The sequence below is a fragment of the Acerihabitans arboris genome (genome assembly GCF_010131535.1).
GTDB classification, from domain to species: Bacteria; Pseudomonadota; Gammaproteobacteria; order Enterobacterales; family Enterobacteriaceae; genus Acerihabitans; species Acerihabitans arboris.
This window is the reverse complement of record NZ_WUBS01000001.1, coordinates 280,222-296,156: the sequence shown is the minus strand read 5'-3', so window position 1 is coordinate 296,156 and position 15,935 is coordinate 280,222. Positions and strand designations below refer to the sequence as shown.

Sequence of the window (15,935 nt, the reverse complement as noted above, 5' to 3'; positions counted from 1 at the left end):
CGGTGAAGAAACTACGCTTTTTTCGCGTCCTGTATGTATTCTGCACTTGTCATAGGACGCTTTTTTGCGTAGAATTCGCGCCCTATTGTGAATATTTATAGCGCACTGTGGACGAATATAAGTTGAGTGCGCGGAAAGCGGAGTTTTTTATGTACGCGGTTTTCCAAAGTGGTGGTAAACAACACCGGGTCAGCGAAGGTCAGACTGTTCGGCTTGAAAAGCTGGACATTGCAACGGGTGAAACTGTTGAATTTGACCAGGTGATGATGATTGCCAACGGTGATGACATTCAGATCGGCGTTCCTTTCGTCAATGGCGGAAAGATTCAAGCTGAAGTAGTTGCCCATGGTCGTGGCGATAAAGTGACGATTGTTAAATTTCGTCGCCGTAAGCACTATCGTAAGCAACAAGGCCATCGTCAGTGGTTTACTGACGTGAAAATTACCGGTATCGGCGCTTAACAGGGGAGCACTCTCATGGCACACAAAAAGGCTGGCGGCTCGACTCGTAACGGTCGTGACTCAGAAAGTAAACGCCTGGGCGTTAAACGTTTCGGCGGCGAAGCTGTTTTAGCAGGCAGCATCATCGTTCGCCAGCGTGGAACTAAGTTCCACCCCGGCACCAACGTTGGTTGCGGCAAAGACCACACTCTGTTCGCTTTGGCGACTGGTAAAATCCAGTTCGAAGTTAAAGGACCGAAAAACCGTAAATTTGTCAGCATCGTTGCCGCTGAATAAGTTTTGCGTTTCTTGCTGGCTCCGATAGCGCAGCTCCGATAACGCGGTCCAGATAACAGAGCCAAGCCCCGCAATTCTTGCGGGGCTTTTTACTTTTTCTTTCCGATTAAGTTTCGCGTTAAACACTCATGATGACAAATCAGCAGGCGGGACAGCAAGCAGGGGTGGGCATCGCGCTGGCGCTCACCACCGCGATGTGCTGGGGGGCGTTGCCCATTGCCATGAAGCAGGTGCTTACCGACATGGAACCCTATACCGTGGTCTGGTATCGGTTCATCATGGCGGGTATCGGCCTGGCCTTCATCCTGGCGCCGCGCCGCCAGCTACCCTCGCTAAGACCGTTTTTTCGCTGGCGCTGGTTGATAATGCTGGTTATCGCCACCGCGGGTTTGCTGGGCAACTTTATTTTTTTCAGCTCCTCGCTGCAATACCTTAGCCCGACCGCGTCCCAGGTTATCGGCCAGCTTTCGCCGGTGGGCATGATGTTCGCCAGCGTGCTGGTGCTCAAGGAGCGCATGCGGGTTACCCAGGTCATCGGGGCAATGATGCTGATAAGCGGGCTGGTGATGTTTTTCAACACCAGCCTGATTGAAATCTTTACGCGTCTTACCGACTACACCCTGGGGGTGATCCTGGGGGTATGCGCGGCGGCGGTCTGGGTCTGTTACGGCGTGGCGCAAAAAGTCCTGCTGCGGCGACTGGCATCGCAACAGATTCTGTTTTTGCTGTATATTTTGTGTACAATAGCGTTATCCATCGTGGCCAAGCCCGCGGCGGTGATGCACTTGAGCGGCTGGCAGGTTGCCTGCCTGGCCTTTTGCGGTATCAATACATTGGTCGGTTATGGCGCGCTGGCGGAAGCCATGGCGCGCTGGCAGGCGGCGCAGGTCAGCGCTATCATCACGCTGACGCCTCTGTTCACCTTACTTTTTTCGGATTTGCTGTCACTCGTCTGGCCGGATTATTTTGCCGCTCCGGCGCTGAATATCGTCGGTTATATGGGCGCGTTTGTGGTGGTGGCGGGTGCGATGTTTTCTGCGGTGGGCCATCGTTGGTGGCCCGCGCGGGCAAAAACAGGACCGGCGGCGTTGCCCATCAAGCCGCCCGGCAAATGAATTACGGAGAGTTCCCATGAAGTTTGTAGATGAGGCCGCCATCGTGGTGGCCGCGGGCGACGGCGGCAACGGTTGCGTCAGTTTCCGGCGGGAAAAATATATTCCTAACGGCGGCCCGGACGGGGGCGACGGCGGTGACGGCGGCGATGTTTATCTGTTGGCGGACCGAAACCTGAATACCCTGATCGATTACCGTTTCGAGAAATCCTTTCGCGCCGAGCGCGGCCAGAACGGCCAAAGCCGCGACTGCACCGGCAAGCGCGGCAAGGATATCACCATCAAAGTGCCGGTCGGCACCCGCATCCTCGATCAGGACACCGGTGAGATCATGGGCGACATGACCCGCCATGAGCAGCGCCTGATGGTGGCGAAAGGCGGCTTCCATGGCCTAGGCAACGCGCGCTTTAAGTCATCGATTAACCGCGCCCCCCGTCAGAAAACCGACGGTACCAAGGGTGAAAACCGTGAAATACAGCTGGAGCTGCTGCTGCTGGCCGATGTTGGCACGCTGGGCCTGCCCAACGCCGGCAAATCGACCTTTATCCGCGCGGTTTCCGCCGCCAAACCCAAGGTGGCCGATTATCCGTTCACCACCCTGGTGCCGAGTCTCGGCGTGGTGCGTATGGATAACGAGCAGAGCTTTGTTATCGCCGATATCCCCGGCCTGATTGAGGGCGCCTCAGAAGGCGCCGGCCTGGGCATTCGTTTTCTTAAACACCTTGAACGCTGCCGGGTGCTGCTGCATCTAATCGATCTTGCCCCTATCGATGAATCCGATCCGATCGAGAACGCCAAGATTATCGTCAAGGAACTCGAGCGCTACAGTGAAAAACTGGCGGCCAAGCCGCGCTGGCTGGTATTCAATAAAATCGACCTGCTGGATGCCGAAGAGGCGGATCGCCGGGCTAAGGCTATCGCCGCGGCGCTGGGCTGGCAGGAACAGTTCTACCTGATTTCCGCCGCCAGCCAGCAAGGCGTGAAAGCGCTGTGCTGGGATGTGATGGCCTTTATCAACGACCATCCCAACGATCTGCCGGCCGAAGAGGCTGCAACCCCGGTCAAGGTTGAATTCATGTGGGATGATTATCATCGCGAACAATTGGAAAAAACCGAGGTCGTTGCTGAAGAGGACGGTCTGGACGATGATGACTGGGACGAAGATGATGAAGAAGGCGTGGAGTTTATTTATCACCGCTGATGCCCTGGCATGCCGTTCAAGGCCATGAAACGGGTTTAGTGGTGTGAACATCCAGCGGGATGTCCAGCGCCGTATAACGCCCCTGCCGCTCGCCTGCGGAGGGGCGTTTTTTATTGGTGGTTAATTGTTCTGATAAATATCTTTGTATAACCGGCTTTCGAAACGCACCAGCGGAATGCGGCGGGCCTTTTGATCCTGCGGCGGCACCGCGTATCCCGACAGATACTGCACAAAGGCCATGCGCTGCCCGCTGACGGTGGTAATAAAGCCCGCCAGATTGTAGACCCCCTGCAGCGAGCCGGTTTTCGCCGAGACCTTACCGTCCACGCCCGCTTCATGCAGGCCGGCGCGGTACATCAAAGTGCCATCGTACCCCGCCAGCGGCAGCATGGAGATGAAGTCCAGCGTTTGGTCATGCTGACCGATATATTGCAGCACCTGCATCATGGTGGCGGGTGAAATCAGGTCGTGACGCGATAAGCCTGAACCATCCACGATGATGGTGTTGCCCAGGTCGATGCCGGCCTGCTGGCGCAGGATCTGCCGTACCGCGTCCGAACCGGCGCGCCAGGTGCCCGGCACCTTGAAACGTTCATGGCCGATGGTGCGAAATACCGTATCGGCAATCATGTTATCGGATTTTTTCAGCATCACCCGCAATAAATCATGCAGCGGCGCGGAGAAGGCCTGCGCCAGGATCTTGCCGGGCGTTCCCGGCGTGGTCTGGCGCAGCACGGTGCCGCCAACCTCGATATCAGCCTGCTGCAACTCACTTTTCAGGATGGCGCCCGCATAGCTGGCGCCATCCTGGATAGCGAAGGCCAGCGGCAGAGGCTCGGCGCGCTGTGGCAGGCAGCCGGTCAGGGTAAAGCGGTTCAGTTCGCCCGGCACCACGTCCAGTTCGCAGTATTGCGCGTCGGGAGAGCCTTTGGCCAAGGTGCGCACCTGGCTGAACATCTGTACCGGATAATACGCGGCCACGCGGATAAACGCATTGTCGCCGGCTTTCGGCGCGCTATAGAGCGAAACGGAAAAGCAGTTGCGATCGACGATGGCCGCGCCCGGCGGCGCGCTGAAACATTGGGTCAGATCGTTCCACGGCCAGCCCGGGGCTTTGTCGTGGCTGGCGAAGACCGAGGTGTCGATCACCAGGTCGCCCGATACCTGGCGAATGCCCTGTTTGCGCAGTTCGGCGACCATATTGCGCAACTGCTGGCGAGACAGGGTCGGGTCGCCGCCGAAACGGGCAATCAGGTTGCCGCGCAGTACGCCGTTGCCGACCGCGCCGTCGCTTTCCAGGGTGGTGCTGAAACGATAGGCCGGACCCAGCTGCAGCAATGCCGCCAGCGCGGTGATCACTTTCTGGGTGCTGGCCGGCAATGCCATCTGCTGGCTGTGATAATCAATGGCCGGCGTGGTTGCGCCGATTTTTTGCGCGATCAGCGCGAGGTTAGCGCCGTCGGGTAACAGTTCCGTATAATTTTCCACCGGCGCGCCGTGTGCGGACAGCATAATGACGCCGGTCAATCCTGTGAGTATTCGTACAAAACGCATAATATTGTGCAACGGCAAAGTAACGTGGTGCCATACTACGGTGCAAACAGGGTTAAAGTAAACGATGACCCATCGGGAACTCTGGGTTAAAATACGTATCAAAATGCAAATCAAGACTGACTTGGCAAGTGCGCCAGGTGCGGTTTTTTTTGCTTTTCGCTTAGGTGGTAGCGCAAGCAGCTATGCCGTGACAACATTAAGTTCCGTCAGGACGGCGACTATTTTAGCAGGATGTATTCATTTAGAGGTATTGCCATGACTCCAATTCCGATGACTTTGCGTGGTGCCGATAAGCTGCGGGAAGAGCTCGATTTTTTGAAAAGCGTCCGCCGCCCGGAAATTATCAAGGCCATTGCCGAGGCTCGCGCGCACGGCGATTTGAAGGAAAATGCGGAATACCATGCCGCCCGCGACCAGCAAGGGTTCTGCGAAGGCCGTATCCAGGAAATCGAAGCGAAATTATCCAATGCCCAGGTTATCGACGTGACCAAGATGTCGGCCGGCGGTCGGGTGATTTTCGGCGCCACGGTTAGTATCCAGAACCTGGATAACGAAGAAGAGCAAACCTATCGTATCGTCGGCGACGACGAAGCCGATTTTAAACAAAACCTCATTTCCATCAATTCGCCCATGGCGCGTGGATTGGTCGGCAAGGAACTGGGTGATATCGCCCTGATACGTACGCCCGGCGGCGACGTGGAATATGAGATTTTAAAGATAGAATATCTTTAATTTACTCATGATGTTTGATGAGATGATTTGTAAAGAAAGGAAAAAGGCCGTAAGCGGCCTTTTCCTATATGAGGGAACATGGCACCTTTTCAGCAGAAAAGGTGTTTTTAGCGCGGTAAAGTGATTTTATGATCTTTGCCCGGGCGGTAGAGAACCAGGACGCCGCCGATAGCCTGCACGTTGACGGCGCCGGTTTCGCGCACGATGGCGTCTGCAATCAGCGTTTTAGTTTCGCGTTCTTCCGCGGCAATCTTCACTTTGATAAGCTCGTGATGCTCAAGAGCCTGTTCGATTTCTGCCAGCACGCCCTCGGTCAGGCCGTTATTGCCCAGCATGACGACCGGTTTCAGCGGATGCGCCAGACTTTTCAGGTGCTGTTTTTGCTTATTATTAAGATTCATTTGTCTTTTTTGCTTACGTTGGGATTGAAAACGGTACATTCTACCGCCATCTCATGGTTATCACCAAATCGGTCGTGATTGTATCTGGCGCACGAGTGCCCGCATCCCATCACTAATGCACCCTTTCAGGATAGTTGGAAAACAAGATGACCACCAAAAAGCGTTCTGGCAGCTCGAGTCGATGGCTACAGGAACACTTTAGCGATAAATATGTTCTCGAGGCACAAAAAAAAGGACTGCGTTCCCGTGCCTGGTTTAAACTTGAAGAAATACAGCAGGGCGACAAACTGTTCAAGCCGGACATGGCGGTGGTGGATCTTGGCGCCGCGCCGGGCGGTTGGTCACAGTATGTCGCCACGCAAATTGGTAAGAAAGGGCGTATCATCGCTTGTGATATTCTCCCCATGGATCCCATCGTGGGTGTCGATTTCCTGCAGGGCGACTTTCGCGATCCGCTGGTGTTACAGGCCTTGCTTGAAAGAGTAGGCGAAAGCAAAGTGCAGGTGGTCATGAGCGACATGGCCCCTAATATGAGTGGTACGCCGGCCGTTGATATTCCCAAGGCCATGTATTTAGTGGAATTGGCTTTGGAGATGTGCCGGGATGTGCTGGCACCTGGCGGCAGTTTTCTGGTTAAAGTCTTTCAGGGAGAAGGTTTTGATGAATACCTGCGGGAAATTCGCTCCCTATTTACGAAGGTAAAGATTCGTAAGCCAGACGCTTCACGCGCACGATCGCGGGAAGTGTACATTGTGGCGACAGGGCGCAAATTATAGTACCCTACGCTAATTGTTAACACCGTTGTAATATGAGGTTAATCCCTTGAGTGACATGGCGAAAAACCTGATTCTCTGGTTGGTCATCGCAGTAGTGTTGATGTCTGTATTTCAGAGCTTCGGGCCCAGCGAGTCCAATAGCCGTAAGGTAGATTACTCTACCTTTATGTCTGAATTGAATCAGGATCAGATTCGGGAAGCACGTATTAACGGACGTGAAATTAACGTTACCAAGAAAGACAGTAACCGCTATACCACGTTTATCCCGGTCAACGATCCCAAGTTGTTGGACATCCTGCTGACCCGGAACGTGAAAGTAGTCGGTGAGCCGCCGGAAGAACCAAGCCTGCTGGCCTCGATCTTTATTTCCTGGTTCCCGATGCTGCTGCTGATAGGCGTCTGGATCTTCTTTATGCGGCAAATGCAGGGCGGCGGCGGCAAGGGGGCGATGTCCTTCGGCAAGAGCAAGGCCCGCATGCTGACTGAAGATCAGATCAAAACCACTTTTGCCGACGTTGCGGGCTGCGACGAAGCAAAAGAAGAAGTCAGCGAACTGGTGGATTACCTGCGCGAACCGAGCCGCTTCCAGAAGCTCGGCGGTAAAATCCCGAAAGGCGTGCTGATGGTCGGGCCGCCCGGAACCGGTAAGACCCTGCTGGCCAAGGCCATTGCCGGTGAAGCCAAAGTCCCGTTCTTTACCATCTCCGGTTCGGATTTCGTGGAAATGTTTGTCGGCGTCGGCGCGTCACGCGTACGCGACATGTTTGAACAGGCAAAGAAAGCCGCGCCTTGTATTATCTTTATCGATGAAATCGATGCCGTGGGGCGTCAGCGCGGCGCGGGTCTCGGCGGCGGTCATGACGAACGCGAACAGACCCTGAACCAGATGCTGGTGGAAATGGATGGCTTCGAAGGCAATGAAGGCATCATCGTTATCGCCGCGACCAACCGTCCCGACGTGCTGGACCCGGCCTTGCTGCGTCCCGGCCGTTTTGACCGCCAGGTTGTCGTCGGCCTGCCGGATGTGCGCGGCCGTGAGCAGATCCTGAAAGTCCATATGCGCCGGGTGCCTTTGTCCACCGATATGGATCCGTCGGTCATTGCCCGTGGCACGCCCGGCTTCTCAGGCGCCGATTTGGCCAACCTGGTGAACGAGGCCGCGCTGTTTGCCGCCCGAGGCAGCAAGCGTGTCGTATCCATGGTGGAATTTGAAAAAGCCAAGGACAAGATCATGATGGGCGCGGAACGCCGCTCCATGGTGATGACCGAAGCGCAAAAGGAATCCACCGCGTACCACGAGGCGGGCCACGCCATTATCGGCCGCCTGGTGCCCGAGCACGATCCGGTGCATAAGGTCACGATAATTCCGCGCGGCCGCGCGCTGGGCGTGACGTTCTTCCTGCCGGAAGGCGACGCCATCAGCGCCAGCCGCCAGAAGCTGGAAAGCCAGATCTCCACCCTGTACGGCGGCCGTCTTGCCGAAGAGATCATTTACGGCGTGCAAAAGGTGTCCACCGGCGCGTCCAATGATATCAAGGTTGCCACCTCGATTGCGCGCAACATGGTGACCCAGTGGGGCTTCTCCGAAAAACTGGGACCTTTGCTGTACGCCGAGGAAGAAGGCGAAGTGTTCCTGGGCCGCTCGGTGGCGAAAGCCAAGCATATGTCCGATGAGACGGCGCGTATTATCGATCAAGAGGTTAAATCCCTGATTGAACGCAACTATGCCCGGGCACGCACCCTGCTGATGGAAAATATGGATATCCTGCATTCGATGAAAGATGCATTGATGAAATATGAAACCATCGACGCCCCGCAGATCGACGATTTGATGGGCCGCAAGGACGTGCGTCCGCCAGCCGGCTGGGATGATTCACCGAGCAACCATTCGTCCGATAACGGCGGCACGCCTAAAGCGCCGACGCCGGTGGATGAACCCAATACCCCGACCGGCAACACCATGTCGGAACAGTTCGGCAACAACTAAGGCCCGGCACCCTGTTCTGGTCGATCATCACATCAGCCCCGGCGAACGCAGTCGGGGCTTTTTTATGAAGGACTGTTGCCCAATGCAACTTAAACTTAGCCAGCGCGTGCTCGATCTTTCCTCCCCACGGGTGATGGGTATCCTCAACGTCACGCCCGACTCTTTTTCCGACGGCGGCAAATATAGCCGGCTGGATGCCGCCCTGGCCCATGCGCAGGACATGATCGCCGCCGGCGCGACGCTGATTGATATCGGCGGTGAATCCACCCGGCCCGGCGCGGCCGCGGTGAGCGAGCAGGAAGAAGCCGACCGCGTGCTGCCGGTGGTCAGCGCCCTGGCGCAGCGACTGGACGTGGTTATCTCGGTGGATACCTCGCGCGCGCTGGTGATGCGCGAGAGCGCCGCGGCGGGGGCGCATCTGATTAACGATATCCGCGCCTTGACCGACCCAGGGGCGCTTGAAGCGGCCCGCGACAGCGGCCTGCTGGTCTGCCTGATGCATATGCAGGGGGAACCGCGCTCCATGCAGCAGGCGCCGCGCTATGACGATGTGCTGGCGGACGTGGATCGGTTTTTCACCGAACGCATTGCCTGCTGCGAGGCGGCGGGAATTGATAAAAAAAGAGTATTACTCGATCCGGGCTTCGGTTTTGGCAAGGATTTAGCGCATAATTACCGCCTCCTGGCCAGGCTGGGGGATTTTCATCATTTTGGTCTGCCCCTCCTGGTGGGCATGTCGCGCAAATCCATGATAGGGCAACTTATCCCGCTTCCCCCCGGGGAGCGCATCATGGGCAGCGTGGCCTGCGCGGTCATTGCCGCCATGCAGGGCGCGCAGATAATTCGCGTCCATGATGTCAAGGCAACCGTCGAGGCGATGCAGATCGTCAACGCGACTCTTTCAGCGAAGGAATCACTATTTGTATGAGCAACCATAAATACTTCGGCACCGACGGCATTCGCGGCAAGGTCGGCGATAGCCCCATTACCCCTGATTTCGTGCTGAAGCTGGGTTGGGCTGCCGGCAAGGTGCTGGCGCGCCATGGGTCGCGTAAAATCATCATCGGCAAGGACACGCGTATTTCCGGTTATATGCTGGAGTCGGCCCTGGAAGCCGGGCTGGCCGCCGCAGGGTTATCCGCCGCCTTTACCGGGCCGATGCCAACCCCGGCCATTGCCTACCTGACGCGCACCTTCCGCGCGGAGGCGGGCATTGTTATCTCCGCCTCGCATAATCCCTACTACGATAACGGCATCAAATTTTTCTCCATCGACGGCACCAAACTGCCGGATGCGGTGGAAGAGGCCATCGAGGCCGAGCTGGAAAAAACCATCACCTGCGTCGAGTCTTCCGAACTGGGCAAGGCGAGTCGCATCGTCGACGCGGCGGGGCGTTATATTGAATTCTGCAAAGGGACATTTCCCAGCAACAGCAGCCTCAAGGGCTTAAAGATCGTGGTGGATTGCGCCAACGGCGCCACCTACCATATCGCGCCCAGCGTGCTGCGCGAACTGGGGGCCCAGGTGGTGGCGATAGGCTGCCAGCCGGACGGGATGAACATCAACCAGGAGTGCGGCGCCACCGACGTACGCCTGCTGCAGCGGCGCGTGCTGGAAGACAAGGCCGATCTCGGCATTGCCTATGACGGCGACGGCGATCGGGTGATCATGATCGATCACCTGGGCAACAAGGTCGACGGAGATCAAATCCTCTATATCATCGCCCGGGAAAAGCTGCGCCAGGGCCAGCTCAGCGGCGGCGTCGTGGGCACCCTGATGAGCAATATGGGGCTTGAACTGGCGCTGAAACAGCTGGGCATCCCGTTTGTACGCGCCAAGGTGGGCGACCGCTATGTGCTGGAAAAAATGCAGGAGAAGGGCTGGCGCATCGGCGCGGAAAATTCCGGCCACGTCATCCTGCTGGATAAAACCACCACCGGCGACGGCATTATCGCCGGGCTGCAGGTCCTGTCCGCCATGGTGGGCAACCATATGACGCTGCACGATCTGTGCAGCGGCATGCGCCTGCTGCCGCAAATCCTGGTTAACGTGCGGTTTGCCGGCGTCGGCGACCCGCTGGAGTCGGCGGCGGTAAAACAGGCGCTGGCGGATGTGGAAACCGCCCTGGCCGGGCGGGGCAGGGTGCTGTTGCGCAAATCAGGCACCGAACCCCTGATCCGGGTGATGGTGGAAGGCGAGGATGCCGATCAGGTCAGCCGCCTGGCCCATGTTATCGCCGACGCGGTGAAGGCGGCGGGCTAACGGGCATGGGGAGCCTGGATAGCCGCTCCCCGTATCCAGCTGACGTTTTTTTCCGCAATCAGCGCGTTAGCCGCAATTTGCCCTTGCACGTCATGACGGCTTTAGTTAGTATTCACACCCGCTCCAGTCGGAGATTGTCTTAACCGGATTGGGGCCATAGCCTAACGCGCGGTGCAACCCGCAAGGATACTGAAAAGATTATGTACGAAGCTCTGTTAGTCATATTCCTGTTGATAGCTGTCGGGCTGGTTGCGCTGATTATGCTGCAACAAGGTAAAGGTGCTGATATGGGGGCCTCTTTCGGCGCAGGCGCATCCGCGACCTTGTTCGGTTCGAGTGGTTCCGGTAATTTCATGACCCGTGTGACGGCCGTGCTCGCAACGCTGTTTTTTATCCTCAGTCTGGTGCTTGGCAACCTTAGCGGCAGCCACAGCCAGAAAGGCAGCGAGTGGGATAACCTGAACCAGGCCCCGCAAGCGCCAAAGGCACCGTCCGACGCGCCGGCGAAACCGAATAACGATATCCCGCAGTAATCGGTACCGGTTTACCTTAAGTTGTCGCGATAGCGAATCAAGCGGCGCCGGTGTTTTGCGAATACGTGATATCTGGTGCCGAGCACTGCGTAAAAGTGAAAATAAGCAGTGGTATCACAGTAAGCAGTCAAGTGGCCGGAGCCCACCGGAAATAAACAAAGGGTGTGAAGCTTTGACGTTATTTTGCAGTAAATCAGTACGAAATCAGCAAGTTTGAAGTAATAAATTTGTAGCAAAAAGATTGGAATAACAGGATTGGAATAACAGGATTGAAATAACAGGATTGAAATAAATAGTGCCGAGGTGGTGGAATTGGTAGACACGCTACCTTGAGGTGGTAGTGCCCGATTGGGCTTACGGGTTCAAGTCCCGTCCTCGGTACCAACTATAAAAACGGCTGGTTGAAATAACGCCATCAGCAAGCCGGTAATGATGATGCCATCATCAGTAAGCCATAAAGTGCGGGCGATAGATGCCTAATCACTTCAATACCAGTCACGGCAAACCCAGCCTGACGCAGGTTCAGGTTTTCAACGCCGTAACCCCCGATTAAACAGCTTCGCGCCGGCATCTCAGCGCTCATTTCCTATTCTTGACCTATCCGCAATACACCCCATAAACCCGATCCAGCGCAACCGCGATTCCCCGCTGCGCATTTCATTTATCCATAAGCGATTTATACAATTCGGCGCCTGCGGTATATGAGAAATTAGCGCCTGAATGAGTTCACCTGGCTCGTTTTAAGTTTCACCAGCGCATTAAGGCTGATGGTGCGGTTTTCAACCAAGAATTTGTCAGTTATCCATTAGAGCGGGAGAGAATATTATGGCGTTACCCTGTACGCAACGGCATTCGGCCGCAACGCATTTTCATCAACTAACAAACATACAAAATAAAGAGACCGAGGTTTCCGGCGCCGCCAAACCGGCGGTAAAAAGCAATTTCAGCCCCGGATTCCATGACAAGCTGGCAAAAGCGGGAAACTCGCTGCAAAAACTCTTAACCACCGTCGAACGCCGGGCCGGTGCGTTTGCCGGTAAATTGGGAAAAATGCTGGCTAGATTGTCCATTGGCGGTAAGAAGGGAACGGCCACGGCGAGCAAGGATGCCAATGATATCTTCCAGCAAATGCTTACCCGCCCGCAAGACAGAACCGTGGCGCCAAAAAATCTCATTGGTACCTTGCTTAAGGATGGCTCTAGCCTTGAAGAAAACGGTAAAGCAATTAAAAGTTTTTTAATCGATAACCCGAACAGTCCGCTTTTCTCCTCTGAAAACATTACCATAAGCCCCTACACCGATGATAACGGCAAAACCGGTTACAAAATGTCCTTTAAGCAGCCGGAGCAAATCCCGAATACCGCTATCATCGTTAAGGAGCTGGCTATCGACAGCCAGGACGGCAGGAGCGGCGAGTTCCGCGGCAAACTGGCATTGTGGGTACTGCAACATCCGGATTTGCAATTCGGCAGCCTAGCCGGCCTATGCGCATTGATGACCATGAACGACCAATTCAACGTGGTGAAAATGCGCACCGCGCACATGATAGCCGACCGGCTGAACGATCCGGCCGCCAGGGCTGTCCTGGATACACCGCAAAACGCCGCCGCGATTGATAGCCTGGTGACATACAACACCAACAAGGCGGTATATGAGCCTAAGTTTTCGTATCCGTTATTTTCCGATCAGCCGTTTAGCCTGAACGACGGCGGCGCCGCGTTTGGCACAGCGGCCGACGCGGACGGCGCCCGTAAGCGCGTTGCGCCATCTCGCGCCGCCCCGGTGGATGGGATTGCCGGACCCATGCCGGCAGCGCGGGAGGATGAGCGGTTGGCGCCGACGATATCAAGGGCGGCGGATACCGCCTCCCCGAACGCCGTCCCGGCCGCAAAATCCGGCGTTGGCGCTAAGCTGCCGGCCGCGGGCTCAGATAGCGCCGTCATCAACACCACCTCCCATGTCAGCAATTTGCGGGCTTTTTTTGAACATAAAGCCGGTGAAAATAGGGCAAAAAATACCTAAGCCCGCGCAATACGCCGTGCCCCCTGGTTCCGACGAAAGCCGGGCCCGCCCTCCCCGTGCGGGGAGGGCGCATTCTGCTTAAAGAAGGCTTGCCCGGCCGGCGGCGTTGTGAAATACTCTGCCTCCCCGACCGATAGCGCAAATCGTATTTTTTTAATCACAGGATGCGTAAACGGGGATTGCCGGCCCGCTCCTCAGTCATGGCAAAAAAACGCGACAATCCTTAAAACACTTTTGAAACAGTCGGTTGGCGGGATGTATTGCTCAATACAGACGTTTGTTACGTAATGATAACTTGCTTTTTTAAGGTTATCGGCGTACTATTCGCAACGATTTCAGACGCGGGGTGGAGCAGCCTGGTAGCTCGTCGGGCTCATAACCCGAAGGTCGTCGGTTCAAATCCGGCCCCCGCAACCACTTTCCCTTAGAGTTCTTTTTCAAATATACTGCTCAGTACGGCTTTTTGGGTATTTATCGCAGCGGCGTTTGAAAAAAGATTCTATGGAATGTTGTAAAGTCGCTCGGCGGCTTACAGGGTCCCAGTCGCAAAAAGCCCCGAATTTTCGGGGTTTTTTGTTATTAAACTACAGAAATACTGGGCTTTTTAGCCCTTTTTTTATGTCTTGGGGGTGGGCTTGTCCACATTAGAACAAAAATTGACTGAGATGATCGCCGCACCGGTGGAAGCCTTGGGCTATGAGCTGGTAGGCATAGAATTCATTCGGGGCCGGCAGTCAACGTTACGCATCTATATTGACAGTGACAATGGGATCACCGTCGATGATTGTGCTGATGTCAGCCACCAGGTCAGCGCGGTGTTTGACGTCGAAGACCCTATCTCCGTGGCGTACACCCTTGAGGTGTCGTCTCCGGGTCTCGATCGTCCTTTGTTTGCCGCCGCGCATTATACGCAGTTCATCGGTGAAGAAGTCAGCGTGGTTTTGCGCATTGCGATGCAAAACCGTCGCAAATGGCAGGGAATCATTAAAACAGTTGACGGCGAAATGATCACGGTGACGGTGGAAGGAAAAGATGAAGTGTTCGCTTTAAGCAACATCCAGAAAGCGAACCTGGTACCCCACTTTTAACGTTTTAATGAGGCAACTAGGATGAATAAAGAAATTCTGGCTGTTGTTGAAGCAGTTTCCAATGAAAAAGCGGTTCCTCGTGAAAAAATTTTTGAAGCGCTGGAAACTGCACTGGCTACGGCAACAAAGAAAAAGTACGAGCAAGAAATTGAGGTTCGTGTCAATATCGATCGCAAAACCGGCGATTTCGAAACCTTTCGCCGTTGGGTGATCGTGAATGAAGTGACGCAGCCGACGCGTGAGATCACGTTTGACGCGGCGCAGTTCGAAGACCCGGAATCCGTGTTAGGCGGCTATGTCGAGGACGAGATTGAATCCGTGGTATTTGACCGCATCACTACCCAAACCGCTAAACAGGTCATTGTCCAGAAAGTGCGCGAAGCAGAACGCGCCATGGTGGTGGAGCAGTTCCGCCAGCATGAAGGTGAAATCGTCACCGGCGTGGTGAAAAAAGTTAATCGCGACAATATCAGCCTCGATTTGGGTAGCAATGCCGAGGCGGTGATCGGCCGTGAAGACATGCTGCCGCGCGAAAACTTCCGCCCCGGCGACCGTATCCGCGGTGTTCTCTATTCAGTACGTCCGGAAGCACGCGGCGCCCAGCTGTTTGTTAGCCGTTCCCGCCCAGAAATGCTGATAGAATTATTCCGCATTGAAGTACCGGAAATCGGCGAAGAGGTCATTGAGATCAAGGCCGCGGCGCGCGATCCGGGTTCACGGGCAAAAATTGCGGTGAAAACCAACGACAAACGTATCGATCCGGTGGGCGCCTGCGTTGGCATGCGCGGCGCGCGCGTCCAGGCGGTGTCCAGCGAACTGGGCGGCGAACGAATCGATATCATCCTGTGGGATGATAATCCGGCGCAGTTTGTCATCAACGCCATGGCTCCGGCCGACGTGGCCTCCATTGTGGTCGATGAAGACAAGCACACCATGGATATCGCGGTTGAATCCGGCAATCTGGCGCAGGCCATCGGTCGTAACGGGCAGAACGTCCGGCTGGCTTCTCAGCTTAGCGGCTGGGAACTGAATGTGATGACCGTCGAGGACCTGCAGGAAAAACATCAGGCTGAAGCCCATGCCGCCATCGATATCTTCACCAGGCATCTCGATATTGATGAAGAATTCGCCACGGTGCTGGTTGAAGAAGGCTTCTCCTCATTGGAAGAACTCGCGTATGTCCCAATGAAGGAATTGCTGGAAATCGAAGGGCTTGATGAAGAAATGGTAGAAGCGTTGCGTGAGCGGGCTAAAAACGCCCTGACCACGCTCGCCCTGGCGCAGGAAGAGAATCGCGGCGGGGGCAAGCCGGCTGAAGACCTGTTAAGTCTGCCGGAGCTTGAGCGCGAGATGGCGTTCAAGCTGGCGGCGCGCGGTGTTTGTACGCTGGAAGATCTTGCCGAACAGGGTGTCGATGACCTGTCAGATATTGAAGGGCTGAGTAGTGAAAAAGCCGGTGAGCTGATTATGGCCGCGCGCAATATCTGTTGGTTTGGCGACAACGCGTAATAAACTGTAGCAGGAAAGGAA

Annotated in this window: 15 protein-coding genes and 2 tRNA genes; 15 read left to right on the top strand and 2 right to left on the bottom strand. The window is 55.6% G+C overall.

Annotated features, from left to right (window positions below; genetic code table 11):
- The first annotated feature begins 149 nt into the window (after window positions 1-149).
- The 4 genes from rplU to cgtA all read left to right on the top strand — a co-directional run bounded on the left by rplU (window position 150) and on the right by cgtA (window position 3,050).
- Window positions 150-461, top strand: coding sequence for a 50S ribosomal protein L21 (gene rplU / locus GRH90_RS01305; protein WP_162364085.1), 312 nt, complete (start codon window positions 150-152; stop codon window positions 459-461).
- Between the two features lie 15 nt (window positions 462-476).
- Window positions 477-737 (top strand): 50S ribosomal protein L27, encoded by a 261-nt coding sequence (rpmA, locus tag GRH90_RS01300; protein ID WP_162364084.1) that lies wholly within the window; start codon window positions 477-479, stop codon window positions 735-737.
- Between the two features lie 131 nt (window positions 738-868).
- Entirely contained in the window at window positions 869-1,852 is a 984-nt protein-coding gene (locus tag GRH90_RS01295; RefSeq protein ID WP_162364270.1) for a DMT family transporter, read from the top strand.
- Window positions 1,853-1,868: 16 nt separating this feature from the next.
- Window positions 1,869-3,050: an Obg family GTPase CgtA gene (gene cgtA / locus GRH90_RS01290; RefSeq protein WP_162364083.1), complete on the top strand. Its 1,182-nt coding sequence runs from the start codon at window positions 1,869-1,871 to the stop codon at window positions 3,048-3,050.
- A gap of 120 nt (window positions 3,051-3,170) precedes the next feature.
- Here the strand turns inward: cgtA and dacB are convergent, their stop codons facing one another.
- The gene (gene dacB, locus GRH90_RS01285) at window positions 3,171-4,604 is read right to left on the bottom strand and encodes a serine-type D-Ala-D-Ala carboxypeptidase (protein WP_162364082.1); all 1,434 of its coding nucleotides are present in this window, start codon (window positions 4,602-4,604) and stop codon (window positions 3,171-3,173) included.
- Between the two features lie 255 nt (window positions 4,605-4,859).
- Between dacB and greA the strand changes: the two genes are divergently transcribed.
- Complete coding sequence (greA, locus tag GRH90_RS01280) at window positions 4,860-5,336, top strand: transcription elongation factor GreA (RefSeq protein WP_162364081.1); 477 nt, start codon at window positions 4,860-4,862, stop codon at window positions 5,334-5,336.
- A gap of 107 nt (window positions 5,337-5,443) precedes the next feature.
- Here the strand turns inward: greA and yhbY are convergent, their stop codons facing one another.
- Window positions 5,444-5,737, bottom strand: coding sequence for a ribosome assembly RNA-binding protein YhbY (gene yhbY / locus GRH90_RS01275; RefSeq protein WP_162364080.1), 294 nt, complete (start codon window positions 5,735-5,737; stop codon window positions 5,444-5,446).
- Window positions 5,738-5,883: 146 nt separating this feature from the next.
- On the opposite strand from yhbY, the gene rlmE reads away from it, so the two are divergent.
- The 10 genes from rlmE (at window position 5,884) to nusA (ending at window position 15,914) form a co-directional block, all read left to right on the top strand.
- Complete coding sequence (gene rlmE / locus GRH90_RS01270) at window positions 5,884-6,513, top strand: 23S rRNA (uridine(2552)-2'-O)-methyltransferase RlmE (protein ID WP_162364079.1); 630 nt, start codon at window positions 5,884-5,886, stop codon at window positions 6,511-6,513.
- A gap of 55 nt (window positions 6,514-6,568) precedes the next feature.
- Window positions 6,569-8,500 (top strand): ATP-dependent zinc metalloprotease FtsH, encoded by a 1,932-nt coding sequence (ftsH, locus tag GRH90_RS01265; RefSeq protein WP_162364078.1) that lies wholly within the window; start codon window positions 6,569-6,571, stop codon window positions 8,498-8,500.
- Window positions 8,501-8,582: 82 nt separating this feature from the next.
- A complete protein-coding gene (folP, locus tag GRH90_RS01260; protein ID WP_162364077.1) occupies window positions 8,583-9,428 on the top strand; it encodes a dihydropteroate synthase in 846 nt (281 codons plus the stop codon).
- Complete coding sequence (glmM, locus tag GRH90_RS01255; protein ID WP_162364076.1) at window positions 9,425-10,762, top strand: phosphoglucosamine mutase; 1,338 nt, start codon at window positions 9,425-9,427, stop codon at window positions 10,760-10,762. The genes folP and glmM overlap by 4 nt, the downstream gene beginning before the upstream one ends.
- A 200-nt stretch (window positions 10,763-10,962) precedes the next feature.
- The gene (gene secG / locus GRH90_RS01250; protein ID WP_162364075.1) at window positions 10,963-11,295 is read left to right on the top strand and encodes a preprotein translocase subunit SecG; all 333 of its coding nucleotides are present in this window, start codon (window positions 10,963-10,965) and stop codon (window positions 11,293-11,295) included.
- Between the two features lie 297 nt (window positions 11,296-11,592).
- Window positions 11,593-11,679 (top strand) — tRNA-Leu (locus GRH90_RS01245).
- 441 nt (window positions 11,680-12,120) lie between these two features.
- On the top strand, window positions 12,121-13,317 hold the full coding sequence (locus GRH90_RS01240; protein ID WP_162364074.1) for a hypothetical protein: 1,197 nt from the start codon (window positions 12,121-12,123) through the stop codon (window positions 13,315-13,317).
- A 340-nt stretch (window positions 13,318-13,657) separates the two neighbouring features.
- A tRNA-Met gene (locus GRH90_RS01235) sits at window positions 13,658-13,734 on the top strand.
- A 218-nt stretch (window positions 13,735-13,952) separates the two neighbouring features.
- On the top strand, window positions 13,953-14,405 hold the full coding sequence (gene rimP / locus GRH90_RS01230) for a ribosome maturation factor RimP (protein WP_162364073.1): 453 nt from the start codon (window positions 13,953-13,955) through the stop codon (window positions 14,403-14,405).
- Between the two features lie 21 nt (window positions 14,406-14,426).
- Entirely contained in the window at window positions 14,427-15,914 is a 1,488-nt protein-coding gene (gene nusA / locus GRH90_RS01225; protein ID WP_162364072.1) for a transcription termination factor NusA, read from the top strand.
- Window positions 15,915-15,935 lie beyond the last annotated feature (21 nt).